General features: G+C 64.5%; 28 protein-coding genes. 14 read left to right on the plus strand and 14 right to left on the minus strand.

The window, feature by feature from the left end; translation table 11 throughout:
- The first annotated feature begins 47 nt into the window (after nt 1–47).
- The 4 genes from ABIB95_RS36115 to ABIB95_RS36130 all read left to right on the plus strand — a co-directional run bounded on the left by ABIB95_RS36115 (nt 48) and on the right by ABIB95_RS36130 (nt 4,571).
- Nucleotides 48–923: a branched-chain amino acid ABC transporter permease gene (locus ABIB95_RS36115; protein ID WP_354246757.1), complete on the plus strand. Its 876-nt coding sequence runs from the start codon at nt 48–50 to the stop codon at nt 921–923.
- Nucleotides 924–934: 11 nt separating this feature from the next.
- Entirely contained in the window at nt 935–2,779 is a 1,845-nt protein-coding gene (locus tag ABIB95_RS36120) for a branched-chain amino acid ABC transporter ATP-binding protein/permease (RefSeq protein WP_354246760.1), read from the plus strand.
- Nucleotides 2,776–3,474: an ABC transporter ATP-binding protein gene (locus ABIB95_RS36125; RefSeq protein WP_354246763.1), complete on the plus strand. Its 699-nt coding sequence runs from the start codon at nt 2,776–2,778 to the stop codon at nt 3,472–3,474. The genes ABIB95_RS36120 and ABIB95_RS36125 overlap by 4 nt, the downstream gene beginning before the upstream one ends.
- Before the next feature lie 155 nt (nt 3,475–3,629).
- Nucleotides 3,630–4,571, plus strand: coding sequence for a DUF5996 family protein (locus ABIB95_RS36130; RefSeq protein ID WP_354246766.1), 942 nt, complete (start codon nt 3,630–3,632; stop codon nt 4,569–4,571).
- 135 nt (nt 4,572–4,706) lie between these two features.
- On the opposite strand, the gene ABIB95_RS36135 is transcribed toward ABIB95_RS36130, so the two are convergent.
- The gene (locus ABIB95_RS36135; RefSeq protein WP_166346284.1) at nt 4,707–5,132 is read right to left on the minus strand and encodes an HIT family protein; all 426 of its coding nucleotides are present in this window, start codon (nt 5,130–5,132) and stop codon (nt 4,707–4,709) included.
- A gap of 90 nt (nt 5,133–5,222) precedes the next feature.
- Between ABIB95_RS36135 and prmC the strand changes: the two genes are divergently transcribed.
- A complete protein-coding gene (gene prmC / locus ABIB95_RS36140; protein WP_354246769.1) occupies nt 5,223–6,119 on the plus strand; it encodes a peptide chain release factor N(5)-glutamine methyltransferase in 897 nt (298 codons plus the stop codon).
- Between the two features lie 464 nt (nt 6,120–6,583).
- Nucleotides 6,584–7,384, plus strand: a complete 801-nt coding sequence (locus tag ABIB95_RS36145; RefSeq protein ID WP_354246772.1) for a DUF4167 domain-containing protein — start codon at nt 6,584–6,586, stop codon at nt 7,382–7,384.
- 50 nt (nt 7,385–7,434) lie between these two features.
- Here ABIB95_RS36145 and ABIB95_RS36150 read toward each other — a convergent pair whose 3' ends face one another.
- Nucleotides 7,435–8,175, minus strand: a complete 741-nt coding sequence (locus tag ABIB95_RS36150; RefSeq protein WP_014490441.1) for a class I SAM-dependent methyltransferase — start codon at nt 8,173–8,175, stop codon at nt 7,435–7,437.
- Between the two features lie 107 nt (nt 8,176–8,282).
- Between ABIB95_RS36150 and gloB the strand changes: the two genes are divergently transcribed.
- Both gloB and ABIB95_RS36160 read left to right on the plus strand, forming a co-directional pair.
- Nucleotides 8,283–9,050: a hydroxyacylglutathione hydrolase gene (gene gloB, locus ABIB95_RS36155; protein ID WP_354246775.1), complete on the plus strand. Its 768-nt coding sequence runs from the start codon at nt 8,283–8,285 to the stop codon at nt 9,048–9,050.
- Between the two features lie 23 nt (nt 9,051–9,073).
- Nucleotides 9,074–9,496, plus strand: coding sequence for a cupin domain-containing protein (locus ABIB95_RS36160; protein ID WP_354246778.1), 423 nt, complete (start codon nt 9,074–9,076; stop codon nt 9,494–9,496).
- Nucleotides 9,497–9,547: 51 nt separating this feature from the next.
- Here the strand turns inward: ABIB95_RS36160 and yddG are convergent, their stop codons facing one another.
- From yddG to ABIB95_RS36175, 3 genes are all read right to left on the minus strand, one after another.
- The gene (gene yddG, locus ABIB95_RS36165; RefSeq protein WP_354118870.1) at nt 9,548–10,417 is read right to left on the minus strand and encodes an aromatic amino acid exporter YddG; all 870 of its coding nucleotides are present in this window, start codon (nt 10,415–10,417) and stop codon (nt 9,548–9,550) included.
- 100 nt (nt 10,418–10,517) lie between these two features.
- The gene (gene phbB / locus ABIB95_RS36170; RefSeq protein ID WP_028149509.1) at nt 10,518–11,243 is read right to left on the minus strand and encodes an acetoacetyl-CoA reductase; all 726 of its coding nucleotides are present in this window, start codon (nt 11,241–11,243) and stop codon (nt 10,518–10,520) included.
- A 246-nt stretch (nt 11,244–11,489) separates the two neighbouring features.
- Nucleotides 11,490–12,668, minus strand: a complete 1,179-nt coding sequence (locus ABIB95_RS36175; RefSeq protein WP_063986017.1) for an acetyl-CoA C-acetyltransferase — start codon at nt 12,666–12,668, stop codon at nt 11,490–11,492.
- 304 nt (nt 12,669–12,972) lie between these two features.
- On the opposite strand from ABIB95_RS36175, the gene phaR reads away from it, so the two are divergent.
- Nucleotides 12,973–13,572 (plus strand): polyhydroxyalkanoate synthesis repressor PhaR, encoded by a 600-nt coding sequence (phaR, locus tag ABIB95_RS36180; RefSeq protein ID WP_071908507.1) that lies wholly within the window; start codon nt 12,973–12,975, stop codon nt 13,570–13,572.
- 103 nt (nt 13,573–13,675) lie between these two features.
- Nucleotides 13,676–14,293: a class I SAM-dependent methyltransferase gene (locus ABIB95_RS36185; RefSeq protein WP_354246781.1), complete on the plus strand. Its 618-nt coding sequence runs from the start codon at nt 13,676–13,678 to the stop codon at nt 14,291–14,293.
- Between the two features lie 21 nt (nt 14,294–14,314).
- Here the strand turns inward: ABIB95_RS36185 and ABIB95_RS36190 are convergent, their stop codons facing one another.
- Entirely contained in the window at nt 14,315–15,202 is an 888-nt protein-coding gene (locus tag ABIB95_RS36190) for a branched-chain amino acid aminotransferase (protein WP_354246784.1), read from the minus strand.
- A 104-nt stretch (nt 15,203–15,306) separates the two neighbouring features.
- Here ABIB95_RS36190 and ABIB95_RS36195 point away from each other — a divergent pair, with 104 nt between their 5' ends.
- On the plus strand, nt 15,307–16,242 hold the full coding sequence (locus ABIB95_RS36195; protein ID WP_354246787.1) for an alpha/beta hydrolase: 936 nt from the start codon (nt 15,307–15,309) through the stop codon (nt 16,240–16,242).
- Nucleotides 16,243–16,340: 98 nt separating this feature from the next.
- On the opposite strand, the gene ABIB95_RS36200 is transcribed toward ABIB95_RS36195, so the two are convergent.
- The gene (locus ABIB95_RS36200) at nt 16,341–16,589 is read right to left on the minus strand and encodes a hypothetical protein (RefSeq protein WP_063986016.1); all 249 of its coding nucleotides are present in this window, start codon (nt 16,587–16,589) and stop codon (nt 16,341–16,343) included.
- A gap of 181 nt (nt 16,590–16,770) precedes the next feature.
- Here ABIB95_RS36200 and ABIB95_RS36205 point away from each other — a divergent pair, with 181 nt between their 5' ends.
- Nucleotides 16,771–17,067, plus strand: coding sequence for a hypothetical protein (locus ABIB95_RS36205; RefSeq protein ID WP_247314694.1), 297 nt, complete (start codon nt 16,771–16,773; stop codon nt 17,065–17,067).
- Nucleotides 17,067–17,267, plus strand: a complete 201-nt coding sequence (locus ABIB95_RS36210; RefSeq protein WP_354246790.1) for a diguanylate cyclase domain-containing protein — start codon at nt 17,067–17,069, stop codon at nt 17,265–17,267. Before ABIB95_RS36205 ends, ABIB95_RS36210 begins: the two co-directional genes overlap by 1 nt.
- 15 nt (nt 17,268–17,282) lie before the next feature.
- On the opposite strand, the gene ABIB95_RS36215 is transcribed toward ABIB95_RS36210, so the two are convergent.
- The 3 genes from ABIB95_RS36215 to ABIB95_RS36225 all read right to left on the minus strand — a co-directional run bounded on the left by ABIB95_RS36215 (nt 17,283) and on the right by ABIB95_RS36225 (nt 19,626).
- Nucleotides 17,283–17,843, minus strand: a complete 561-nt coding sequence (locus ABIB95_RS36215) for a carboxymuconolactone decarboxylase family protein (protein WP_354246793.1) — start codon at nt 17,841–17,843, stop codon at nt 17,283–17,285.
- 109 nt (nt 17,844–17,952) lie between these two features.
- Nucleotides 17,953–19,116 (minus strand): PLP-dependent cysteine synthase family protein, encoded by a 1,164-nt coding sequence (locus ABIB95_RS36220; RefSeq protein ID WP_354246796.1) that lies wholly within the window; start codon nt 19,114–19,116, stop codon nt 17,953–17,955.
- Between the two features lie 45 nt (nt 19,117–19,161).
- Nucleotides 19,162–19,626 (minus strand): Lrp/AsnC family transcriptional regulator, encoded by a 465-nt coding sequence (locus tag ABIB95_RS36225; protein ID WP_038943290.1) that lies wholly within the window; start codon nt 19,624–19,626, stop codon nt 19,162–19,164.
- 163 nt (nt 19,627–19,789) lie between these two features.
- Here ABIB95_RS36225 and ABIB95_RS36230 point away from each other — a divergent pair, with 163 nt between their 5' ends.
- Entirely contained in the window at nt 19,790–20,803 is a 1,014-nt protein-coding gene (locus ABIB95_RS36230; RefSeq protein ID WP_028153143.1) for a 1-aminocyclopropane-1-carboxylate deaminase, read from the plus strand.
- A gap of 104 nt (nt 20,804–20,907) precedes the next feature.
- Here the strand turns inward: ABIB95_RS36230 and recQ are convergent, their stop codons facing one another.
- The 4 genes from recQ to ABIB95_RS36250 all read right to left on the minus strand — a co-directional run bounded on the left by recQ (nt 20,908) and on the right by ABIB95_RS36250 (nt 26,242).
- Nucleotides 20,908–22,773 carry a DNA helicase RecQ gene (gene recQ / locus ABIB95_RS36235; protein ID WP_354246799.1) on the minus strand — a complete coding sequence of 622 codons (1,866 nt, stop codon included), beginning with the start codon at nt 22,771–22,773 and terminating at the stop codon, nt 20,908–20,910.
- A 303-nt stretch (nt 22,774–23,076) separates the two neighbouring features.
- Nucleotides 23,077–23,820: a polysaccharide deacetylase family protein gene (locus ABIB95_RS36240; RefSeq protein ID WP_354246802.1), complete on the minus strand. Its 744-nt coding sequence runs from the start codon at nt 23,818–23,820 to the stop codon at nt 23,077–23,079.
- A 106-nt stretch (nt 23,821–23,926) separates the two neighbouring features.
- Entirely contained in the window at nt 23,927–24,928 is a 1,002-nt protein-coding gene (metA, locus tag ABIB95_RS36245; protein WP_354246805.1) for a homoserine O-succinyltransferase MetA, read from the minus strand.
- 12 nt (nt 24,929–24,940) lie between these two features.
- Nucleotides 24,941–26,242 carry an O-acetylhomoserine aminocarboxypropyltransferase/cysteine synthase family protein gene (locus tag ABIB95_RS36250; RefSeq protein ID WP_354246808.1) on the minus strand — a complete coding sequence of 434 codons (1,302 nt, stop codon included), beginning with the start codon at nt 26,240–26,242 and terminating at the stop codon, nt 24,941–24,943.
- Nucleotides 26,243–26,520 lie beyond the last annotated feature (278 nt).

A 26,520-nucleotide genomic window follows, 5' to 3' on the forward strand; every position in this document is an offset into this window, starting at 1 on the left:
ACCTTTTTCTGACGCGCACCATGGCGCGCCACAACGGCGATTGTCGCATGATCAGTTGGCCCAACCTCGTTTCGCAGCTTTTCAACGGGCTCGCGCTCGGCGCCCTGCTCGCGCTGATCAGCTCCGGCCTGACCATCATCTACGGCACGCTCGGCGTGCTCAACCTCGCGCATGGCGCGATGTTCATGATCGGCGGCTATGCCGGCTTCGTCGCCTACCAGTACACGGAGTCCTTCATCATCGCCGTCATCGCCGGCTCGCTGTTCGTGATGCTGCTCGGCGTCGCGATGGAACGCGTCATCATCCGCCATTTCTATCATCGCCCGCACGAGGATCAGCTGCTCGTGACCTTCGGGCTCGGCATCTGTTTCGTCGAGCTCGTGCGCCTGATCTTCTCGAGCCAGTCGCAGCTGGTGCCGCCGCCGGCCCTGTTCCTGGGCATCACCAATCTCGGCTTCATGTTCTATCCGACCTACCGCCTCGCCGTCGTCGGCATCGTCGCGGTCGCCCTCGGCGCACTGTTCATCGTCCTCTACCGGACCCGGCTCGGCATGATCGTGCGCGCCGGCATCGAGGATTCGGTGATGGTCGATTCGCTCGGCATCAACGTCTACCGCGTCTTCATGGTCGTGTTCGGCATCGGCGCGATGGCCGCCGGATTTGCCGGCATCGTCAACGCGCCGGTGGTGTCGCTGACACCTGGCATCGGCGACGACATCCTGGTCCAGACCTTCGTCGTGGTGGTGATCGGCGGCGTCGGCTCGTTTCCGGGCGCGATCCTCGGCGGCCTGATCGCCGGCGAGATCATCAGCGTCACCTCCATGTTCAACCCCGGCTACGCCTATGTGATGCTGTTTGCAGCGATGACGCTCGTGCTCGTGGTGCGACCGCATGGCCTGCTCGGCGTCCAGGGCCGCGAGTAAGCGATTTCCTGATGCTCAAGCAACGCCCGTTCCTGATCGAGACCCTGACCGCGATCGGTTTGATCGCAGCTCCGTTCGTGCTGCCTCATCTCGGCTTCGCCCCGAACACCGTGAACCGGATCCTGGTCTGGGGCCTGTTCGGTCTCGGCTTCGACATCCTGTTCGGATTCACCGGCCTGCTGTCGTTCGGCCAGTCCGCCTTCTACGGCACCGGCGGCTTTGTCGCGGCCTACCTCCTGACCCGCGCGGGCTTCGGCAACGTGCTGGGCGCGCTGATCATCGGCATGATCGCAGCAGCCGCGACCGGCTATTTGATCGGCCTGATCGCGCTGCGCCGCACCGGCATCTATTTCGCCATGATCACCGTGGCGATCGCGGAGGTGTTCTTCTTCGTCGAGTTCAATCCGCTCTCGGATTTCACCGGAGGCGAGAACGGCCTGCCGGGCGTACCGACGCCGAGCTTCAATCTCGGCTTCACCACCATCCACTTCACCAATGGCTGGTCGCTCTATCAGTTCATCGCGCTGTGCTACTTCATCGGCGTCATCATCGCGCTCAGGATCGTCCGCTCGCCTGTCGGCGCCATCTTCAGCGCGATCCGCGACAATCCGCTGCGCGCCACCGCCGTCGGCCACAACATCCACGGCTACAAGTTGACCGCCTTCGTGATCGCAGCCGCCTACGCCGGTTTCGCCGGCGGCCTGCTCGGCGTGCTCCAGGCATTCATGCCGCCCGACGCTTTCACCTTTGACACCTCGGGCCAGCTCGTGATGCAGACCGCCATTGGCGGCCGCGGCACGTTGTTCGGACCGCTGGTCGGCGCAACAGTTTGGCTCTTCCTTCAGGATTTCCTTCAGTCCGCGCTGGGCCTCGGAGCGGCCTGGAAGCTCGTGCTGGGCGTCGTGTTCGTGGTGCTGGTCTGCTTCCTGCGCGGCGGAATTGTGGGCGGCCTCGTCGATCTCTACGGCCTCGTGTCCGGCAAGCGAGCGCGGAAGGCTGCGGAGACGGAGGAGGAGGCCGAGATCGAGACGCCACAGCAAGCTCCGCCGGCGCCGATGCAGGTCAGGGAGGTCGAGCATCCCGCCTATTCCGGACCGATTCTGAAAGCCACGGGCCTGACCAAGCGCTATGGCGGTCTCGTCGCCAATAGCAACATCGATTTCGGCGTCAATCAGGGCGAGCTGCGCGGCATCATCGGCCCCAACGGCGCCGGCAAATCGACCTTCTTCAAGATGCTGACCTGCGAGATCGCGCCGACCTCCGGCCAGATCGTGTTCGAGGGCCGCGACATCACGGGACTGAAGGTCACCGAGGTCTGCCAGCTCGGGCTTACCAAGAGCTACCAGGTCAACCAGCTCTTCACGGGCCTCACGGTGCGGCAGAACCTGACGATCGCCGCACTCGCCGAGCTGCGCGGCAAATTCCGGCTCGACCTGTTCCGCAAGCTCTCGGGCGTCAAGGGCCTGACGGAGCAGGTGGCGCATACGCTTGCCCTGGTCAATTTGACCCGCCGCGCCGACACGCCGGTATCCGAGCTCGCCTATGGCGAGAAGCGCCGGCTGGAGATCGGGCTTGCGCTCGCCACCTCGCCGCGCCTGCTGCTGCTCGACGAGCCGCTCGCGGGCATGAGCCCGCGCGAACGGGTCGAGACCGTCAAGCTGCTCAAATCGATCGCGCGCGGGCGCACCATGATCATCATCGACCACGACATGGATTCGCTGTTCGAGCTGGTCGAGCGCGTGACGGTGCTCCAGGAGGGCAAGGTGCTGCTGGACGGCACACCGGAGGAAATCAGGACCAACGCCGCGGTGCAGGAAGCCTATCTCGGCGGCGTTCACGGAGAGATCGCCGCATGAGCCTGATCGAGGTCAACGGCCTGAACAGCTACTACGGGGACTCCCACATCCTGTTCGACGTCGCCATGCGCGTCGAGCGGCACGAGGTGGTGGCGCTGCTCGGGAGGAACGGCGCCGGCAAGAGCACGACGCTCAAGAGCCTGATGGGCGTCGTGACGCCCCGCAGCGGCAGCGTGAAGTTCGACGGCATCGATATCGCCGGACGCAAGAGCCACCGAATCGCGCAGGCCGGCATGCAGCTCGTGCACGAGGAGCGCCGGATCTTCGGCAGCTTGTCGGTGGAGGAGAACATCGTCCTCGCCGGGATCACCGCACCGAAGCGCTGGCCGCTCGAGCGCATCTACGAGATGTTTCCTCGGCTGAAGGAGCGGCGCAACAACCGCGGCACCGAGCTCTCCGGCGGCGAACAGCAGATGCTCGCGATCGCCCGGGCGCTGGTGCGCGATCCCAAGATCGTGCTGCTGGACGAGCCGTTCGAGGGGCTCGCGCCCGTCATCGTCCACGATCTCGTCAAGGCCTGCCGCGAGCTCGCAGCCGCCGGCCAGACCATCGTGCTGGTCGAGCAGAATCTGGCAGCGACGCTGGCGCTGGCGACGCGGATCTACATCATCAACAACGGCCACATCGTGCACGAGGGGCCGGCGCAGGAACTCAAGGCCCGGCCGGAACTGCTGCAGCGATACCTTGGCGTCTAGCTCGAGTCCCCCTAAACTCCGGGATATCTGCTTTCGAGGGGGTAGCATGCGGCCTCGCCCCCGGAATGTCGCCTTGCGCCCAAAGCGGACACAGGGTCGCCTTTAGCCGAGGTGAGGTCTTGCCAAGCCGAACCGAACCTGAGGGAGGAGACGCTATGAGCGCGATCTGGCCGGAGATTCCCTTCGAGGCATGGCGCGAAACCTGTTCCGCGCTTCATCTGTATTGCCAGATTGTCGGCAAGTATCGGCTCGCGAGAACGCCATGGGTCAACCATTCCTGGCACGCGACCTTCTACGTGAATGCACGCGGGCTCACGACTTCGCTGATTCCAGACGCATCAGGTATCGAGATCGTCTTCGATCTCTCCCGTCACGTCCTGATCGGAGAAGCAGCTGATGGGCGCAGGGCGGAAATGCCGCTCGGGCGAATGTCCGTCGCCGAATTTCACGCCCGATTCTGTGATTTGGTAGAACATCTCGGCGGAACACCAGAATTTGACGGTCGGCCCAGTGAGGTCCCGGATCCGATCCCGTTCACGGAGGACCGCCAGATCAGGCCCTATGACGCAGACGCCGTGACGCGGTTCTTCCGCGCCCTCGTCGCGATCAGCGGAGTGTTTTATCGGTTTCGGACGGGGTTCATCGGGAAAGTCAGTCCGGTCCATCTCTTCTGGGGCAGCTTCGATCTCGCGGTGACGCGCTTCTCTGGGCGTTCCGCTCCGCTTCACCCGGGTGGCGTCCCGGGTTTGCCGGACGTCGTGACACGCGAGGCCTATAGCGATGAAGTCTCGTCCGCCGGCTTTTGGCCGGGCGGAGGTGGTACGGACTTTGCGGCCTTCTATTCCTATGCCTACCCCACGCCGAATGGCTTTGCTGACGGACAGGTCATGCCGGCGGGCGCATACTTCGATCGGAAGCTCGGCGAATATCTCCTGCCCTATGACCTTGTGCGAAAATCCAGCGAGCCAGAGGCCGCGCTCATGGCGTTTCTGCAAACCACCTATCAGGCAGCAGCTGATGTCGGACGCTGGGATCGTGCCGCGCTCGAATGTCCGATTGGCTCTCCCCTTCGACCCCGCCCGCTGAACAGGAACTGATGAAGGTTCGATGAAAGATCGCTGGCTCGCAGTTTCGGTGGAGCGAAGCTGCGCCAGTCGATTTCGAGTTTGTCTCGATGATGGGTTTCGCAACAGCTCTACCCGTCCTACGGTCTTGCTGCAGCGCTATCTCGATCAACTGCCAAGTGCCGCAATCATCCGCTTGGCGTGATCGGCGAGCACGGCCATGTCTTCCTTGCGCGTCTGCGCCGGCAGTAGCTCGATTCCGGCCCTGACCGGCATGACGTGCATGTGCAGGTGGAAGACCACCTGCCCGCTCGCCGGTTCGCTGAACTGCTGCAGGATGATACCCTCGGCGTCGAACGCCTTCATCGCCGCAATCGCGATGCGCTTGCCGGTTCGGGCGACCGCGGCGAGATCGTCATCCGCGATGTCGAGGATGCCACGCGCCGGCGCCCGGGGAATGACCAGCGTGTGTCCGGGCGAGCGCGGCATGATGTCGAGGAAGGCGAGGCTGCGGTCGTCCCTGAAAACCTCGAAGCAGGGAATCTCGCCGCGCAGGATCTTTGCGAAGACGTTCTGATCGTCGTAAGCCGTCATGAACCCCTCGCTCGCTGCGAGGTGCGATCAGACGCGCTCCTTTCCGTTGACGCAAGCAATGCCGCCGATCTATCCACGACACCAGGCAGGATGGCTCCATTGGCGACAGGTTTCGATTCCGGACACAGCATCGAGAGTGCGCGGCGCGCGCTTGCGGCGCGGCTGCAATCGGCCGGCATCGAAGAGCCCGCCCTCGACGCGCGCCTGCTCGTCGGAGCCGCGCTGAGGCTTGATTTGACCGGCATCGTCACGCAGGCGGCGCGCCAGCTCACGCCCGAAGAGGCCGCGCGGCTCGAAGCCTATGCGCAGCGCCGTCTCGCGCATGAGCCGGTCGCCCGCATTCTCGGCGCGCGCGAATTCTGGGGCCTGCCGTTCCAACTGTCCGAAGCGACGCTGGTGCCGCGGCCGGACACCGAGACCGTGGTCGAACTGGCACTGGAGATCTTTCGGGAGGCCACGATATCGGGGCCGCGCCCGCGAATCGCGGATATCGGCACCGGATCCGGCGCGATCCTGCTCGCGCTGCTGCACGAAATTCCCGATGCCTTCGGTGTCGGAACCGATCTCAGCCTCTCCGCGCTCGACACCGCGCGGAGCAATGCCGCAGCACTGGGCCTCGCCGACCGTTCCGGCTTCGTCGCCTGCTCCTATGCGGCGGCGCTGCGCGGCCCGTTCGATCTCATCGTGTCGAATCCGCCCTATATTCCCTCAGGGGAAATTCCGAAACTGAGCCTCGACGTGCGCGAGCACGATCCGCATCTGGCGCTCGACGGCGGCAATGACGGCTATGACGCCTACCGCGCCCTGATCCCGCAGGCGGCCGAGCGGCTCGCCCCCGGCGGGGCGTTGATCGTCGAGGCGGGGCAAGGGCAGGCCCGCGATATTGAAACCTTGATGACGGCTGCCGCGTTGTCTGTGGACAGGCCGCCCAAGGCCGATTTGGCGGGCATCCCGCGGGCGGTTTCGGCCCGAAAAATGCCCCCATAAAAGCCGGATTGGGTTGCAAAAAACCTCTTGGAATATCCCTTGGGAACGACTACGTTCCGGTCAACACATCGGTGCCGGCCCCGTAGACCTACGGGCAAAAGCCGGGCTCTCGGGCGAGAGCTTTACTGATTTAAAGGTTCCAAGCCGCAGGTCCTGTTGAGCGCGATGGCCATTGGAGCTGCGCTGCTCTCCGACCGCAAAGTGAACGAAAGCCTGATATTGCGCTTGAAGACTTACGCAACAAAGCTGGGCTTGTTTCGGCAGGCGATATGAATGGGTTCGCTGGCAATGGATGCTGGCGGGTGGGGAACGCGTCTTTGTTGAACGCGACGGTCGACGGACATCGGCAGGGTTCAAGCCGCTCCTGCGCGCGGTGCGCATGAGAGATGTGAACCGCTGTCATCAGGTCACTCCGAGCAATCAGTAATGCGTGCAACCTTTAGGGCTGGAATTAAAGGCAGGACATGAGAAACGGTCAGAACAAGCAGCGGATGCGCAACCGCAATAACAATAATAACAACAACAACAACAACCGGCGCGGCCAGAACCCGATGACCCGGGTTTACGAATCGAACGGACCCGACATCAAGATCCGCGGCACGGCTTCGCACATCGCCGAAAAATATCTTCAGCTCGCGCGCGATGCGCGCTCTTCCGGCGACCCGGTCGCCGCCGAGAACTACTACCAGCACGCCGAGCATTATTTCCGCCTGATCGCGGCGGCCCAGGAACAGTTCCGCCAGAACCAGCAACCGCGCGGCGACGAGCCCGTCAGCAACAGCGGCGACGACAGCGAGGACGACGGCGAGAATTTCTCGAATTTCGGCCAGGAGCCGGGCTTCGTCCCGCAGCCGCCGCAGCAGCAACAGCCCTTCATGCGCGACCGCGACGGCCAGCGCGATCACCAGCGTGATCATCAGCCGCGTGACGGCCAGCAGCCCTATCAGCGCGAGAACCAGCAGCCGCGCGAACATCGCGAACGCGACCATCGTGCGCAGCCGCAATATCAGCCGCTGCCGCTGCCGCTGCCGCTGAACCAGCCGCAGCCCGTCGTTGCCGACACCGGCAGCGTCGATCGCCTGCCCTCCTTCATCACCGGCGCACAGCCGCAAGTGAATAGTGCCGCGAATGGCGGTCAGGGTGGCCTGGAAGGCGGCGGTGGCGGCGAACGCTTTCCGCGGCGACGCCGCCGGCCGCACGGCCCGCGCCCCGAGCGCGAGGCGGCTCCGGCCGGCTCCAGCGACGAAGTCGCCTCCGGCGAGTAAGCTTCTTCTGATCTGCAATCGTCCCGGCCTCGCGCCGGGACGATTTGTTTTCAAGTGCGCGTCACCGTCGAGGACGGCACCAGCACCGGCTTCAACGAGGGAATCAGCCGTGCGCGCTCGCGCTTGGCGGGGATCGCGCGATAGACCTGCTTGGTCGCCTCGACAATGTGCACGCCGGCAAAGGGCAACGACAGCGCCGCGCCCGCACGCTCCCACACCTGCGCCGATTTCAGCACCCAGCCGCCGGCATAGGGCGGCATGAACAGCGCCTCGCCCCAGGCGGTCGGCGTGAACCAGGTCTGGCGCAACAGGTCGGTGATCTGCGAGCGCGAATAGGGCCGGCCGTGACCGAACGGCGTGCTGTCGGTGCGGGTCCATACCCCGCGCCGGTTCGGGATCACCGCGATCACGCGGCCGGAGGGCGACAGCACCCGCCACACCTCGCGCAAGAGCGCGGCCGGATCATCCGACATCTCCAGCGCATGAATTAGCAGGATCCGGTCGACCGCGGCGTCAGGAAGCGGCAGCGAGAATTCATCGACCAGCGAGGCCAGCGCCGGCCGGCCCGTCGGCCATTTCAAGACGCCCTGCGCCGACGGCATGAAGGCGATGCAGCGCTCCGCGTCCTCGCGGAACAGGCCGAGATAAGGGGTGGGATAGCCGATGCCGAGCACACGCTGGCCCGCGGCGGTCGGCCAGCGCTCCCTGATGCCGCGATTGATCATTTGCCGCGCCACAATCCCGAGGCGACGGGAGTAGAACTCGCGGAGGTCGACGACATCAATGGTCATGACGGCAATGTAACATGCACGAGGCGGCTCCCGCGCCCGGAATATTGCATTGCCTGCGCAACGTTAACGCCATATTTGTCTGCGGGGCTGAGCGCGATGGAGATGACATGGCCGCCGAAATTCGTACTTTCACCTGTTTAAACGACAATTTCGGTTATCTGATCCACGATGTGGAAACCAAGGCGACGGCGTCGATCGACGCGCCGGAGGCCGGCCCCATCCTGAAGGCGCTCGAGCGCGAGGGCTGGCAGCTCACCGACATCCTGATCACCCATCATCATGGCGATCATGTCGGCGGGGTCGCAGAACTCAAGCAGAAATACAATTGCCGCGTCGTCGCGCCGCATGACAAGACGACAAAGATCGCCAACGTCGACCTGCGCGTCGCCAATGCCGACATCGTCAAGGTCGGCAGCTTGCTGGGGCGCGTGCTGGAGACGCCCGGCCACACGCTCGACCACATCTCCTACGTGTTCGACAACGAGAAGACGCTGTTCGCGGCCGACACGCTGTTCTCGATCGGCTGCGGCCGCGTGTTCGAAGGCGACTACCCGATGATGTGGGACTCGCTCCTGAAGCTGCGGGCGCTGCCTGACGACTTCAAGCTCTATTGCGGGCACGAATACACCGCGTCCAACGTCAAGTTCGCGCTCACCATCGACCCCGACAATGCGGCGCTCCAGGCACGCGCGGCGGAAGTGGCGAAGCTGCGGGCCGAGAACAAGCCGACCATTCCTTCACTACTTGGTGACGAGAAGCGAGCAAACGTGTTCCTGCGTGCTGATGAACCGTCGGTCGCAACCAGGCTACACATGAAGGGCGCGGACGCTGCCGCGGTGTTTGGCGAACTGCGCGAGCGCAAGAACAAATCCTGAAGAAGAAATCCTGACGGGGATCGATGCCGACCGCAGCCGAGATCATCGCACGCCTCGAACTCCGACCGCATCCCGAAGGCGGTCACTACCGCGAGACGTTTCGCGACCAGACCACGGACCCTAACGGCCGGTCGCGCTCGACCCTCATTTATTTCCTGCTCGCGCGCGGCGAACGCTCGCATTGGCATCGCATCGACGCCGTGGAGATCTGGCACTACTACGCCGGCAGCCCACTGACGCTGCGCATCGCGCATGAAGGCTGCTCGCAACACGAGGTACGGCTCGGCACGGACCTTGTGAGCGGCGAACGGCCGCAGGGAATCGTGCCGGCGAATGCCTGGCAGATGGCGGAGAGCATGGGAGAGTGGACGCTGGTCGGTTGCACAGTGGCGCCCGCATTCGAGTTCGCAAAATTCGAGCTCGCGCCGAAGGGCTGGGAGCCGTAAGGCGCACTGTCATTCCCTGGCGCCGCATGGCGGCGAACCCGGCAACAACTGTCACCGCTTCCGCAGCACCATATCCTTCGCCGCGATCAGGCCGCCGCCGGCGATCAGGATCGCGGCGATGGCGATGTTGGCGCTGGCTTTTGCAAAACCGGCGGCGATGAGGAATCCGGTCGAGAGCAGCGGCGTCGCATAGGATGCGGCGCCGAGCACGCGGATGTCGCCGCGCTTCATGCCGATGTCCCAGGCGTAGAACGCGGCGCCGACAGGGCCGATGCCGAGGGCGGCCACGGAGAGCCATTGCAGCGTCGTCTCCGGCCACACCGTGGTTTCAAGCAGACCATGCATCAGCGCGGCGAGCACCGCGGTGGCGAGGCAGAAGCCCGCGACCGCATCGGTCGGCACCGCTTTCAATCGCCGCGACAGCACCGAATAGGTCGCCCAGACGAACGCCGCGATGAACGCCGCGATCAATCCCGGCAGCTGGCCCGGTGCGAAGCCGGAGGTGCTCCCGGCGAACAGCAGCACGGTGCCGACGAGGCCGAGCACGGCACCAATGATGTGATGCACCGCAAGCCGCTCGCCCGGCAGGAACGACGAGAACAGCACGATCAGGAGCGGCCACATGTAGTTCAAAAGACCGGCTTCCGCCGGCGGCGCAAAGCGCAGCGCCAGGAAATACAGTGCGTGATAGCCGAACAGGCCACCGACGCCGACGACCCATACGACCAGCGGCTGACGCAAGCTCCTCGCCGCATCGCCGCGGCCGACCCAGGTGAGGAGGCCGACGAGACCGCCGATCGCGAACGTCATGGCGGCGAGCTGGAACGCCGGAATCTTTCCGGTCGCCACCGTCATCACGGAAAGCAGCGACCACATCAGGATCGCGGTCAATCCGATCAGTGTGGCTGTGCGCGGGGTCATCAATCGAAAGGCCCTGAGGACGATGATGCCCGGCACGAGGCCGGGCATTTCGTCTTCACTATCGCCTTGTCGCGCCTGAATCTACAGGCTTGACGCCCTATCAGGCGTGATACTGGCCGCCATTGATGGTCAGCGTCGAGCCGGTGATGAAGCCGGCCTCGTCGGCGGCGAGGAACACCACGGCGCGCGCGATCTCCTCGGGTTCACCGAGACGATTGACCGGGATCTGCGGGATCACGTTCTTTTCCAGCACGTCCTTCGGCACCGCCTGCACCATCTCGGTGTTGATGTAGCCCGGTGCGATCGCGTTGACGGTGATGCCGCCCTTGGCGTTCTCGATCGCGAGCGCCTTGGTGAAGCCGATGTCGCCGGCCTTTGCTGCGGAATAGTTGACCTGGCCGAATTGCCCCTTCTGGCCGTTGATCGACGAGATCGAGATGACGCGGCCGAACTTGCGCGCACGCATGCCCTCGATGACCTGGCGCGTCATGTTGAACAGCGAGCCGAGATTGGTGTTGATCACGGCGTTCCACTGCTCGAGCGTCATCTTGTGGAAGGCGGTGTCGCGGGTGATGCCGGCGTTGTTGACGAGCACGTCGACGGGGCCGAGCTCGGCCTCGACCTTCTTCACGCCTTCGGCGCAGGCATCGAAATTGCTGACGTCCCATTTGTAGACGGCGATGCCGGTCTCGGCCTTGAACTTCTCCGCCGCCGCATCGTTGCCGGCATAGCTCGCCGCGACCTTGTAGCCGGCCGCTTTTAGCGCCTTGCTGATCGCAGCTCCGATGCCCCGCGTACCACCCGTCACCAGTGCAACACGTGCCATATCGTATTCCTTCCCTTGGACTCTGCGGACGTTTCTGAGCGATCGTTTTAGATGCGGATTATGCGGTTGGTTTGACGGACATCAAGAACAAAACGCCCGGCGTCGAGCCGGGCGTTTGTATTTAGTCGAGGCTGGCGCTGTTGCGAAGAATATTTGATTTGCAACCGCCGCCTTTTTAGTCGCGTGCGATGCACTCATCTATGTGTGCAGCGCACGCGCAAGTGACACGTAAGTTAGATGTCAGCTTCAGTCGCGCGCCAGGCACATCGCGATACCCATGCCGCCGCCGATGCACAGCGTGGCGAGGCCCTTCTTCGAATCGCGCTTCTGCATTTCGTGCAGCAGCGTCACCAGCACGCGTGCGCCGGAAGCACCGACCGGATGGCCGATCGCGATCGCACCGCCGTTGACGTTGACCTTCGAGGTATCCCAGCCGAGATCCTTGTTGACGGCGCAGGCCTGCGCCGCGAAGGCCTCGTTGGCCTCGATCAGGTCGAGATCGCCGACGCTCCAGCCGGCCTTCTTCAGCGCGGCGCGCGAGGCCGGGATCGGGCCCGAGCCCATGATCTTCGGATCGACGCCGGCCTGCGCCCAGGACACGATGCGCGCGATCGGCTTCTTGCCTTCCTTGGCGGCCTGCTTCGCCGTCATCAGCACAACAGCAGCGGCGCCGTCGTTGATGCCGGAGGCCGAACCCGCGGTGACCGTGCCTTCCTTCTCGAAGGCGGGCTTGAGCTTCGCCATCCCGTCGAGCGTTGCGCCATGACGCGGATATTCGTCGGCGCTGACGACGATGTCGCCCTTGCGGGTCTTGATGGTGACGGGAACGATCTCGTCGTTGAACTTGCCGGCCTTCTGCGCCGCCTCGGCCTTCTGCTGCGAGTGGACCGCGAACTCGTCCTGCTGGGCGCGGGTAATCTGCCACTGGCGCGCGACGTTCTCGGCCGTATTCCCCATGTGATAGCCGTTGAAGGCATCCCACAGGCCGTCCTTGATCATGGTGTCGACGAACTCGACCGGGCCCATCTTGACGCCGCCGCGCAGATACTGGGCGTGCGGAGCCATGCTCATGGATTCCTGGCCGCCGGCGACCACGATTTCGGAATCGCCGTTGAGCAGCGCCTGGTAGCCCAACGCGACGGTGCGCAGGCCCGAGCCACAAAGCTGGTTGACGCCCCAGGCCGGGCTCTCCACCGGAATGCCGGCGGCAATCGAGGCCTGGCGGGCCGGGTTCTGACCCTGAGCCGCGGTCAGGATCTGACCCATGATGACTTCGGAGACCCGGCCAGGCTCGATGCCACCACGCTCCAGCGCGGCCTTGATGGCGATGGCGCCGAGGTCATGGGCGGGAAGGGTCGCGAACGCTCCGTTGAAGCTTCCGACCGGGGTGCGGGCGGCGCTGACGATGACGACATCGTCTGACATGGGCATCTCCTGGTGTTGAAAGGGGGCAGGCGGGGCTGGGGAAACGGCTCGCCAGTCTCGAATGGCATCCTGTTAACGTCGTTGAGGCATGTCAATCGGCCGGCGACCGAATTCATGCCGCAACGCATTCAAAATAGCGTTCTTGGCGCTTTCGCAAGCACGTTTTTGCTGCCCGATTAACCGTGGCGCACAAAACGGTAGCGTGACCCCTTTGAAAATGCTTATTTTGTTGCGTTGCGTACTCTTCCCGCCCTGCGGCATTATCCGCCGGGTTCCCGTTCTCCGCGCTTGCAAGTGAGAGCCCATGGCGAAATCAGACCAACCCACCACCATCAAGAAATACGCGAACCGCCGGCTCTATAACACCGGAACGAGCACCTACGTGACGCTCGAAGACCTCGCCGCCATGGTCAAGGACGGAGAGGATTTCCTGGTCTACGACGCCAAGACCGGCGACGACATCACCCGCTCCGTGCTCGCCCAGATCATCTTCGAGCAGGAGAACAAGGCCGGCCAGAACCTGCTGCCGACCACCTTCCTGCGCCAGCTCATCCGCTTCTACGGCGACAGCATGCAGATGGTGGTGCCGAAATATCTGGAGCAGTCGATCGCGACGCTGACCCAGGAGCAGGAGAAGTTCCGCAAGCAGATCGCCAACTCGCTCTCCGGCACTCCTTTTGCTCCGTTGGAAGAACAGGTCCGCCGCAACATGGAGCTGTTCCAGCAGACCTTCTCGATGTTCAAGCCGTTTGCCCCCAACGCGGGCCGTCCGGCGACCAGCCCCGAACCGGAGGCCGACGCAAGCGCTGCGGCGCCGACGGACACCAGCAACATCGACGACCTGCGTCAGCAGATGAAGGACATGCAGGAACGCCTCGAGCGGATGTCGAAGAAGGACGAGTAGGGATTTCGTTCGCGCCGGCGCGTCCACCTGCGGCGGGCGCGCGGGCCGCCGGTTCGTAACGGCGCGACTTGCGCGCTGTCGTCCCGGCCAGGCCGGAGCCGCCATGTCCGACCGCAGCACCCACTGGGACAACGTCTACGCCACCAAGGGCGAGGCCGAGGTAAGCTGGTTTCAGGACAGCCCGGCGATCTCGCTCGAGATGATCCGCTCGGCCTGTCCTGACCATGGCGCCGCCATCATCGACATCGGCGGCGGTGCTTCGCGGCTGGTGGACGCTCTCCTGCAGGACGGATACCGCGACCTCGCCGTGCTGGATCTCTCCGCCAACGCGCTTGAAGCGGCGAAGAGACGAATCGGCCGCGCCGCTTCAGCAGTCGACTGGATCGTTGCCGACGCCACGACATGGCAGCCGGGGCGCAGCTACAACCTCTGGCACGATCGCGCAGCATTTCACTTCCTGACCGATCCGCGCGACAGGGCCGCTTACGTCGAGCGCCTGCGCTCGGCGATTACGCCCGGCGGCCACGTCATCATCGCGACATTTGCGCTTGATGGCCCGGAGAAATGCAGCGGCCTGCCGGTGCAGCGGCACGACAGCGCGAGTCTTGCAGCGGAGCTTGGGCCGGAGTTCGAGCTGATCGAGACGCGGAGCGAGACGCATCACACGCCGTGGAAGTCGACGCAGGCGTTTCAGTTCAGCCGGTTTAAGCGACGCGGCTAGGACGAAGGAAAGTGCGGCGCCCTACGCCGCCAGCTTCACCGCATGCGCAAAGTCCCAATAGAGCTTGCGCGCTTTGGTGTAGAGCGGGCCCGGCTTCAGTTCGCGATCGTCGATGCGGATGACGGGGGCGACCTTGGCGAAATTGCCGGTCGAGAAGATCTCGTCGGCGGCGAGAAAGTCGGCATAGCGCAGCGTCTTCTCGACCACGGTAACGCCGTCGCCGCGCAGCAGGCTGATGACGCGCTGGCGCGTGATGCCGTTCAGGAACGTGCCGTTCGGGACCGGCATGTAGACCACGCCGTCCTTGGCCATGAACACGTTGGAATTGCCGAACTCCGCGACATTGCCGAGCATGTCGAGCATCAGCGCGTTCTGGAAGCCGCGCCCGGCGGCTTCCGCGAGCGCGCGCGAATTGTTCGGATAGAGACAGGCGGCCTTGGCCTCGACCGGCGCACATTCGGCCGTGGGCCTGCGGAACGGCGACAGCGTGATGGCGTTGCCGACGGGTTTCGGCATCGGCGCCTCGTAGATGCACAGGCACCAATTGGTCGTCTCGGGGTCGAACAGCACGCCGCCGCCCGAACCGTTCTGCGCCCAGTACATCGGGCGGACGTACAGCTCGGCATTCGCGGCGAAGCGCGCGATGCCTTCGTGTGCGAGCGAAAGCCAGGTGCCGGTGTCGACCACCGGCTTCAGGCCAAAATTGATCGCGGATTGGTTGGCGCGGGCGACGTGACGGTCGAGGTCGGGCGCGACGCCCTCGAACGCGCGCGCGCCGTCGAACACGACCGAGCCGAGCCAGGCGGCATGCGTGCGCGGGCCCATGATCGGCACGTTGCCGTCGTGCCATTTGCCCTCGAAGAAGGTCCAGCTCGGCGAATATTCGATCGGTTTCTTGATCTCGGCCATGACCGGCCTCCCTTGGAAATATCCGGGCACTATTGTCCCAATGTCTAAATGATTCCCTGCTGGGATATGGTGCGTTACCCTCTCCGACGAGGGGAGAAGGATCCATGCCGCTCGATCCGCTTGCAAGGCGTTTGTTGACCATGATGGCTGCGGCCGCCCCGCAGGGGCGGAGCCGGCCGAGCGTGGAGGCGCGGCGGCAGTCGCTGGCCAAGCTGATGCAGTTTGCGCGCACTGATGCGCCGGATGTGACCACCGCCGACGGCACGCTTCCGGGTCCCGGTGGAGAGCTGCCCTATCGCCTTTATTCGCCTGCTTCTGCCGGCGACCGCGCGCCGGGCTTCGTGTTCTTTCATGGCGGCGGGCTCGTGGCCGGCAGCATTGCGACGCATGACCGCATCGCGGCGGCGCTGGCGCATGTAACCGGCTGTCGCCTCGTCTCGGTCGATTACCGGCTCGCGCCTGAGCACAAATTTCCTGCTGCCGTCATTGATGCGATCGCGGCCACGGAGTGGGTCGCGCGGCAAGCTTCGTCGCTGGGCATCGACGCCGAACGGCTGGTGGTCGGCGGTGATTCCGCCGGCGCCACGCTCGCTGCGATCGTGTGCCAGGAAGCGATGCAGACCGCCGGCCTCTCGATCGTCGCGCAATGCCTGATCTGCCCGGTGCTGGATTTCGAGGAGACCTCGCCTTCACGCGAGGCATTCGCCGAAGGCCATCTGATCGATCGCGCCACCATCGAAGCCGATCTCGCCGATTACCTGCCTGATGGCATCGACACCGCCGACCCCCGCATCTCGCCCTTGCGCGCGACGCGGCTTGCAGGCCTGCCGACCGCGATCATCCACACCGCCGAATTCGATCCGATGCGCGACGAGGGCAATGCCTATGCGCGCAAGCTGCTCGCCGCGGGTGTCGCGGTCGAGCATGTCTGCCATGACGGCATGGTCCACAATTTCCACGCCATGGGCGCGATCCTGCCGCAGGCGCAGCTCGTGCTGTCGCAGATCGGCGAACAGGTTCGGCGGGCGGTGGAGAAATGAGGCGCTTTCTTACCCTCTCCCCCTGTGGGAGAGGGTGGATCGCCGCGTAGCGGCGCTTCGCGCCACCTTCTCCCGCAAGGGGAGAAGGGAAGAAAGCATCACGCGCGCGCGCCGAGCACGGCCCGCGCCGCCACGACATATTCCAGCCAATGCGCATCCGCATAGCGTTCGGCCTGCCGTGCGCAGCTGACGTCAGGGGCATGGGCGGCGGCAATCGTGCGCGCGAATCGCTCTTCGGCGACCGTCACGTCGCCAGGCTCGGCCGACGGTACGCTAGCCGCCGCCGCGGTCGGAGCGACAGCGAGGCCCGCCAGACCAGTGAGCAGGATGCGGCGTGACGTGTTCATGGCTGTGTCCTTCCAATGTCCGGCCCGCACTCCGGCCGGCGCGTGTGTCAGTGCGATCACGGCAGGGTAGCCGCGCACATCCGTGCCGTCCATCGCTTACGGATACCGCTTGACCACCCGAGCGATCACGTTCCATCCAACAACGGTTCCGTCATCAAATCGCCACGCGTCGGATTGTCACGTGTCCCATCACAACCCATCGCATCGCCAGGCTTCGCGTGCTGTCGCGATGGGACTGCTTTGTCTGACGATCTCGGCAGGCACTGCCTTCGCTGCCGACGATGAGGACGACGCGCCGGCAAAGCCGGATGTCCCCAACATCTACCTCGATCTTCGCACGATCTATGCGACCATCCCCGCCGTCACGCTCGGGCTCGGCTTCGGCAACACATCATTGTCGGCCGCATTCGAAGCGCTGGCGGTGCGCAGAGGCACGACGCTGCCGAGCGGCTTGCCGGCGGCGTCCGCAAGCGCGTGATGAGCGCGCAGGTCTTTGCCGACAAGGTTCAGTTCGGCCTCACCATGAGCATCGGCATGGCGGCAGCCACCGTCAGCATGTCCTGCATCGACGCGCTGATGGGCGCGGCCGATCATGCGCTCTACCAGGCCAAGGCCGAGGGCCGCAATCGCTTCATCGCCTGGGCGCCTCCGCCGCCTGTAAGCAAGGCGGCGGAGTGATCGTCGAAGCAGCGTCTACTCTGGCACCGGCACGTCAAACGTGTTGAGCGTGACCGAGACCATGCAGTAGACGCCGACGAGATAGGACAGCTCGGCCGCGCCGTGCTCGCCGAACTCCTTCACCGCGGCGCGCCAGGTCAATTCCGGCAGCACGCCGCCGCTGACCAACGCGGACGCCACGTCGTAGGCGACGGCCTCCTGCTTGGTGAGATCGACCGGCCGCTGGCCCGCGACGATGGTCGCGAGCTTCTCGTCGGAGAGGCCGCGCTGCTCGGCAACGAGCACATGAGCATAGAGCTCGTAGCCGGAGCGGAAATGCGAGCCGGTGACGAGGATCGCGACCTCGCGCACCGGCGCCGGCAGCAGCGGGTTCGACGCGATTGCCTTGACCAGCTCCCACACCGGCTTGCCGAAGCGCGGCTCGCGGATCCAGGGATTCCACGGCCCCAGCAGCGCGCCGTTGTCGCGCATGTTCACGAAGCCCTTGAAGTGGTCCTTGATGCCAGCTCGCATGTCGTCATAGAGCGGCTTCTGTTCGTCGGTCAGATCTTTCGGATCGAGAATGGGAAGGCGCACGGCATGATCTCCTCGTTGAGAAGAGGCGAAGCTCACCCGCGTGTGCGTGCAAGGCAAGTGAAGTTGCCGTGACGATCGTGCCATTTTGGAAGTGGCAGGAAAACGTCGGCTAGGATGCCTCGGGGCTTGGTACGATCTGCGGATTTGCGACGTCGTCGACATCGAGCGTCAGTGGCTCGCCCGTCGTGAGGAACGACGACAGGGCCGCCTCGATCGGCGCAGGATCGAGGCCGCGCCCCTTCAGCCATTCGGGCTCGTAATAGGTCTGCCGGTAGCGCTCGCCGGAATCACAGATCAGCGTCACCAGCGACCCTGATACGTTCGCCTGTCGCATCTCCGAGGCGAGGCGGCACAGTGCCAGGAAGTTGGTGCCGGTGGAGCCTCCGACTGGGCGGCGCAGCCGGCGCGACAGCACGTTCATCGCCGCGATCGTTGCCGCATCCGGGATCTTCATCATGCGGTCGACCACGCCGGGGACGAAGGAGGGTTCGCAGCGCGGCCGGCCGACGCCCTCGATCAGCGATGGGCGTTCGCAAACGTGAGAGCGGTCCTGCGTGCTGAAGCAGTCGAAGAAGGCGGAATGCTCCACATCGGCGACGCACAGCCGTGTCGGATACTGGCGATAGCGCAAGTACCGTCCGATGGTGGCCGAGGTGCCGCCGGTGCCGGCACCCATGACGATCCAGTCGGGAATCGGACGCGGCTCGCCCGCCAATTGCGTGAAGATCGATTCGGCGATGTTGTTGTTGCCACGCCAGTCGGTGGCGCGCTCGGCGAATGTGAACTGGTCCATGTAGTGGCCGTTCAGCCGGGTAGCGAGCGCGGCGGCTTCCGCGTAGAGCGCGCGGCCGTCGTCGATCAGATGGCAGTTGCCGCCATAATGCTCGATCGCGGCGATCTTCTCCGCCGAGGTCGTGCGCGGCATCACGGCGTAGAAGGGCACGCCGATCATCTGCGCGAAATAGGCTTCCGACACCGCCGTCGATCCCGACGAGGCCTCGACCACAGGCGTGCCTTCGCGGATGTGCCCGTTGCAGAGCGCGTAGAGGAACAGCGAGCGCGCAAGGCGGTGCTTCAGGCTGCCGGTCGGATGCGTGGACTCATCCTTGAGATAGATGTCGATGCCTGATAGCGCCGGCACGATCAGCCGGATCAGATGCGTGTCGGCCGTGCGGCACTGGTCGGCCGCGATCGCGGCGACGGCCTCGTCCACCCAACCGCGCCGATAGGCCGGCCCGGCCGGATCGAGTTGGCGGAAGGGAAATGTCTGCATCGCCTGAATCTCCCATGATGCGGATCGCGCATCAATAGCAGCTGCTCAAAACTCCAGCGGCGCGTTGTCGACGACCTCCTTCATCACGAAGAAGGTGCGGGTCTGGCGCACGCCGGGCAGCGCGATCAGCTGTTCGCCGTGGATGCGGTTGAAATCCTCCATGTCGCCGACGCGGATCTTGAGGAAATAGTCGAAGTCGCCGGCGACGAGGTGGCAGTCGAGCACGCATTTCAACCTGGTAATCGCCTGCTCGAAGGTGGCAAAACTCTCCGGGGTCGAGCGGTCGAGCACGACGCCGACCATCACCAGCGTGCCCTTCGCCACCTTCTTCGGCGCGACCATGGCGCGGACCGCGGCGATGAAGCCGTCCTCGAACAGGCGCTGGGTACGGCGATGGCAGGTGGCGGGGCTGATGGCGACGGTTTCGGCCAGCTCGGCGTTGCTCAGCCGGCCGTTATTTTGCAGCAATCTCAACATTTTAAGGTCGGTGCGATCGAGTCGGGCAGCCATGGAAGAAGCTTTCGATATTTGGCTTCGATTCGGAAGAAAGTAGATCTATTCGACGCCACAGCGCAAGCTTTGTGGAAGTTGTTGCGCAATATTTGAAAGCACATTTGTCCACGGCAGTGCTAGGCGCTAGAGCCAATTCAACGCCAATCGGGATGACCCAATGATGCTGGACAAATTCGCGCGCTATCCGCTGACCTTCGGCCCGACGCCCATCGAGAAGCTGGAACGGCTGTCAAAGCATCTCGGCGGCAATGTCGAGATCTATGCCAAGCGCGAGGACTGCAATTCCGGCCTCGCCTATGGCGGCAACAAGCTGCGCAAGCTCGAATATATCATCCCGGACGCGATCGCCTCGAACGCGGACACGCTGGTCTCGATCGGTGGCGTGCAGTCCAACCACACCCGCATGATCGCGGCGGTCGCCGCCAAGATCGGCATGAAGTGCCGCCTGGTGCAGGAAGCCTGGGTCCCGCACGAGGACGCCGTCTATGACCGCGTCGGCAACATCATGCTGTCGCGCATCATGGGCGCCGACGTGCGCCTGGTGGATGACGGCTTCGACATCGGCATCCGCAAGAGCTGGGAGCAGGCGATCGAGGAGGTGAAGGCGGCGGGCGGCAAGCCCTACGCGATTCCCGCCGGTGCCTCCGTGCACAAATTCGGCGGCCTCGGCTATGTCGGCTTCGCCGAGGAAGTGCGCAAGCAGGAAGCCGAGCTCGGCTTCAAGTTCGACTACATCGTGGTCTGCACCGTCACCGGCTCGACCCATGCCGGCATGCTGGTCGGCTTCGCCGCCGACGGCCGCGCGCGGAAGGTGATCGGCATCGACGCCTCGTTCACGCCGGCGCAAACGAAAGCGCAGGTGCTCTCGATCGCGCAGAACACCGCCAAGCTCGTCGAGCTCGGCAAGGATATCGTCGAAGACGACGTCGTGCTGATCGAGGACTACGCCTATCCCGCCTATGGCGTGCCGTCGGAAGAGACCAAGGAAGCGATCCGCCTCACGGCACGGTTAGAGGCGATGATCACCGACCCCGTCTATGAGGGCAAATCGATGCAAGGCCTGATCGACCTGACCCAAAAGGGCCATTTCGAGAAGGGCGCAAAGATTCTCTACGCCCATCTCGGCGGCGCGCCGGCGCTCAACGGCTACGGTTACGCATTCCGGAACGGCTGAGGTCTGTAGCCCGGATGGAGCGAAGCGTAATCCGGGACTTGTACAATACGGAAAGACTTCCCCGGATTGCGCTTCGCTCCATCCGGGCTACGGGTCAAGATGACCTACCGCGTCCTGACGATCTGGAGCAGCTCGTCGCCGTAATGCTCGAGCTTCTTGTCGCCGATGCCGGGCACGTTGCGGAGCTCGTCGAGCGTCGTCGGCCACGCCCGGACGATGCCGTCGATGGTGGCATCGTGCAGCACGACATAGGCTGGCACGCCGCGTTCGCGCGCGATGTCCGAACGCCAGGACCTCAGCCGCGCCCGCAATTCGGGATCGACATCGCCCTGCGGCGCGTTGGCCGCAGGCGCGAGGTCACCACGGCGCGATTTTGTCCGGCTCGCGCGAACACGCGTGCCCGGTGCTTCCTCGCGCAGCCAGACTTCGGTCTCGCCGCGTAGCACACCGCGCGCGCTCTCCGTCAGCTTCAGCGCGCCGAACGCCTCGCTGTCGCTGTACAAATGCCCCATCGCCACCAGCTGCCGCAGCACCGTGCGCCACTGCTTCTCGTTCAGCTCGCGCCCGATGCCGAACACGGACAATTTGTCGTGGCCGAACTGCGTCACCTTTTCGGTGAGACGACCAATCAGGACGTCGATCAGCTGCATCGCACCGAAACGCTGCCCGGTGCGATAGGCGCAGGACAGCAGCTTCTGTGCCAGCACCTTGCCGTCGCGCATCTTGGGCGGCGTCAGGCAGTTGTCGCAATTACCGCAATTGTTCGCCGTCTCCGCCTCGCCGAAATAGGCGAGCAGCCGCTTGCGCCGGCACTGCGCGGTCTCGGCGAGGCCGACCAGTGCGTCGAGCTTGCCGATCGACACCCGCTTGAAATCGTCAGAACCGCTGGACTCGTCGATCATGCGGCGCTGCTGCACGATGTCGGAGAGACCGTAGGCCATCCAGGCCGCCGACGGCTTGCCGTCGCGGCCGGCGCGCCCCGTCTCCTGATAATAGGCCTCGATGCTCTTCGGCAGATCGAGATGGGCGACGAAGCGGACGTCGGGCTTGTCGATGCCCATGCCGAAGGCGATGGTCGCGACGATGACGATGCCGTCCTCGTTGAGGAACCGGTCCTGGTTGCGCGAGCGTATGCTGCTGTCGAGCCCGGCGTGATAAGGCAGCGCCGCAATGCCGGCGTCGTCGAGCGCGGCGGCAACCTCCTCGACGCGATTGCGCGACAAGCAATAGACCACGCCGGCGTCGCCCGCATGCCGCTCCCGGATGAATTCTTTCAGCTGCGACACTGCGTTGCGCTTGTCGACGATCTCGTAGCGGATATTCGGGCGGTCGAAGCTGGAGACGAATTGCGGGCTGTCGGCGAGCCGGAGGCGCTCGACGATCTCCTTGCGGGTCAGCTCGTCGGCGGTCGCGGTCAGCGCGATGCGTGGAACGTTCGGAAAACGTTCCGCGATGATGGAGAGGCCGACATATTCGGGGCGGAAGTCATGACCCCATTGCGAGACGCAATGCGCCTCGTCGATCGCGAACAGCGCGACCTTCGCCTGCGCCAGCAGCGACAGGCAGCGCGGCGTCACAAGGCGTTCCGGCGCGACATAGAGCAGGTCGAGATCGCCCGCGATCAGGCGGCGCTCGATGTCGGAAGCTTCCTGGAACGTCAGCGACGAGTTCAGCGCGGCGGCGTTGACCCCGGCCTCGAGCAGGCCGGCGACCTGGTCGCGCATCAGCGCGATCAGCGGCGACACCACGATACCGCAGCCTTCGCGCAGCAGTGACGGCAATTGATAGCACAGCGACTTGCCGCCGCCGGTCGGCATCAAGACCAGGCAATTGCCGCCATCCGTGACGTGCCGGATGATCTCGCCCTGTGCACCGCGGAACCCCGGCAGGCCGAACACCGAATGCAGCACCGACAGCGCGTCGCGGCCGTTGGCCGGCGCAGGCAGCGGGGCGGTGGAAGGTGCGGACATGGGTGCGTCGGTGCAAGGCCGTAGGATTCGTCACAAGGCCAGTCGCATGACCGCGCGGGCATGGCAAGACTGTTTGGATGGCAGGCAGGACTCTTCCCCTCTCCCCTTGCGGGAGAGGGTGGATCGCCGCGTAGCGGCGAGACGGGTGAGGGGTATCTATCCACGGATTCGGTAAAGCTTGCTCTGTGGAGACATACCCCTCATCCGGCGCCATAGCCGAAGCTTTGCTTCGGCGTTCCTAGGAACGGCGGCCGAAGGCCGCCTATGCCACCTTCTCCCGCAAGGGGAGAAGGAAGAAGAAAGCTACGCTCCGATTCGTCGCAGCGCTTCCGCGACCGTCACGATCGGCATGTCGCGCTTCCCGGCCGCCTCCAGCGCATGGCGCATCAGGTGCGGCGTGCAGCCGTAGGGGCTTGGCGCGTCGGCGACGTCGTGGCCGTAGAAGATCAGCCATCCGCCGCTTGCCACCGCCTCGTCGAAATAGCGATCGACGCCCGCAATATCGATCTCGCAATCGACCAGAGGCGAGGCGCGCAGGAACTGGAGGTCGATCACGTCGCGATTGACGCCGGGAAGGATGCCGCGCGCCGAGCGAAAGGCCTTGGCAAGCTGCGGCTTGCGCCAGACCGAGGCGATTCCATAGGGGTAGGCGAAGTTCTCCAGCACGATCGAGGAATCGATATCGTGGAAATGGCTGCGGTTACGCTCGATCTCGCGCGCCATGGCGGCCTCGTCGAGATCGGCCGAGCTCTGGTGCGAAAAGGTATGGCAGGCAATCTCGTGACCGGCCCGGTGAAGTCGCACGATCGCGTCGTTCGACAGGCCGTGCCAATGATCCGACGGACGATCAATCAGGCTGCCGGCGAGGTAATAGGTGCCGCGGCCACCATGCGTCTCCAGAAGCGCGGCGCCCTCGCCTGCGGCGCTATCGGGCGCGTCGTCAAACGTGAAGCTCACCATCGGCGCATGCGCAGGCAGCCGGTGCGGCGCGGCACGGAAGTGCCGGGCCAGCCGATTGCTCACGCGTCCCTGGAGTGCCGACCACACCGACTGCGTTTCCTGCGATTCCCTATTTCTCTACTGAAACATTCGTGCGCTGGTAGAGGCAAGCCTAACGCCCGGGTAATCCTAATGCGGAACCAACGCCCTTCGTCTAGCGTGCCAGGACCGAAATATCGGCTTCCACACCGAGATATTGCAGCCAGTTGCGGAAAAGCGCCGCCGCGGCGCTGCCGGCGGCGATATCGGCGCGCAGATTCAGCGCAGGCAGTTCGTTGGTGAGCGCGGGGTGGCGCTGTTGGGCCGCCTTCTTCTCGAAGCGGGCGAGCTTCTCTTCGGTCGCTGCGTCAAAATAACTCACGGGCAGGTGCGGATAAGCCTCGCGCTCGCGCGCGAGATAGCGGCCGATGTCGCGCAGATATTCGCGCTGAAGCGAGAGCGCATCGTATTCCGGGTGGCCCTGGAAGAACACGAAGCGGCTGGCATATTGCCTGACGAAGATATCGACGCCGGCCTCTGCCGAACGCGTCAGCACCTGATAGCCGGCCTGCGTGAGATCGCTCTCGGCGATCTCGTTCAGGCGCGAATGCGAGACCTTGAGGGGCGCAGGCGCAGCGCGCGTCAACGGATCGTTCGTCGCAGCTTCGCAGTCGAAGATGCCGTGACATTTGGCCGGGAGCCGCCGCCGCGCGATGCTGTCGAGATGCAGCACCGCCGCATGCGCAGCGAGGCACGACCAGATCGTCGAGCGCGTGTTGACCTTGGCCCAGTCGATCAGCTCGGTGAGGTCGCGCCAATACGGCTCCTGGTCGAGCTCGGGCGCGATCGGCTCGGCGCCGGTCACGATCAGCCCGTCGAACTTGTGGTGCCTGAGCTCGCTGAGCTCGGAATATTCGCTCTCGACATGCCACTTCGCCTCGGGCGACCGCTTCACCGAGGGCAGCGAAAAACAATGGAAACGGATGCGGCGCGGACCTGCAGCCGCCTGGAGCAGCTTCATGAACTGCCGCTCGGTCGCCTTCAGCGCCGGATCCGGCATGTTGTTGATCAGACCGATCGTGAGATCGGCGAAACCCTGGTCGCGCGCGAGATCGCCCTCGGCCGGCACCAGCGCCGGGCTCGAGATACCTTGATCCCTGTCGATCAAGATCGTCATCGGCGCCGTCGCCTACTCCGCGGCCTGGAGGCGTGCCGACGGGCAGGCCTTCTCGAGCGCCTGGTCGATGTCCTCGATGATATCTGCGGAATGCTCGATGCCGATCGAGAGGCGGATCGTCTCCGGCAGCACGCCGGCGACGCGCTGCTGCTCCGCCGACATCTGCCGGTGCGTGGTCGAGGCCGGATGGCACGCCAGCGACTTGGCATCGCCGATATTGACCAGACGCGTGATCAGCTTCAGCGCATCGTAGAAGGTCTTGCCGGCCTCCATGCCGCCCTTGATGCCGAAGGTGAACAGCGAGGAGGCGTTACCGTCGAGGTATTTCTGAACGAGCGGGTAATAGGGGCTGTCCGGAAAGCCGGTGTAGTTGACCCAGGCAACGCGCGAGTCCTTGCGCAGAAATTCGGCGACCTTGCGGGCGTTCTCGACATGACGCTCCATGCGCAGCGCGACGGTCTCGATGCCCTGGAGTAGCAGGAAGGCGTTGAACGGCGACAGCACCGAGCCCATGGTGCGCTGATAGACGCTGCGGGCGCGCTCGATATAGGCGGTCTTGCCGAAGCGCTCGGCATAGACAAGACCGTGATAGGAGGCGTCAGGCTTGTTGTAGGCCGGGAAGCGGTCGGCGTGCTTGGCCCAGGGGAAGTTCCCGGAATCGACGATGGCTCCGCCCAACGTGGTGCCGTGGCCGCCCAGAAACTTGGTCAGCGAATGCACGGCGATGTCGGCGCCGCAATCGAACGGCTTGAGCAGGATCGGGGTCGCGACGGTGTTGTCCACGATCAGCGGCACGCCATGCGCATGCGCGATCTTGGCGAGAGCCTCGATGTCGCAGACATTGCCGGCGGGATTGCCGATGGTCTCGGCGAACACGGCGCGCGTGTTCTCGTCGATCAGTTTTGCGATCGCATCCGGCTTGTCGCTCTCGGCGAAACGGCCGGTGATGCCCTGCCGCGGCAGGATGTGCGAGAGCAGCGTGTGCGTGGTACCGTAGAGCTGCGGCACTGAAACGATGTTGCCGCCGTGATCGGCGACGTTGACGAAGGCGAAATGCAGCGCAGCCTGCCCGGTCGCGACCGCGAGCGCGCCGACGCCACCTTCGAGCTGGGCGATACGCTTCTCCAGCACCGCGCTGGTCGGATTGGCGATGCGGCTGTAGCGAAACCCTTCGGCCTCGAGATTGAAGAGCGCGGCGCCGTGATCGGCGCTGTCGAAGGCATAGGCCGCGGTCTGGTAGATCGGCACGGCAACCGCGTGCGTGGTGGCTTCGGGCTCGTAGCCGGCGTGAATAGCGATCGTCTCGTTGCGCATCGTGCCACCTCCGCGTGGAGCGGGCCGCACTTATTGGCCTGTATGAGGCATGTGCGTTGTCCGCCGTTCCTCTGTTAGAGGCGGGTGGTAAAGCGGACAATAATTCGCCTAGAGATCGAGGAAGTAACCCTAACGATTGTTGGTGAATTGGCTAAAACTTGAATCGAGTTGGATTAATGAATTCGTACGCCTTAGCCTCGCCGCTGCGCCATAGCCGATGCAAAGCATCGGCGTTCCAAGGACGGCGGCCGAAGGCCGCCTATGCCACCCTCTCCCCT

This window comes from Bradyrhizobium sp. LA2.1, assembly GCF_040547725.1.
GTDB lineage: Bacteria > Pseudomonadota > Alphaproteobacteria > Rhizobiales > Xanthobacteraceae > Bradyrhizobium > Bradyrhizobium barranii.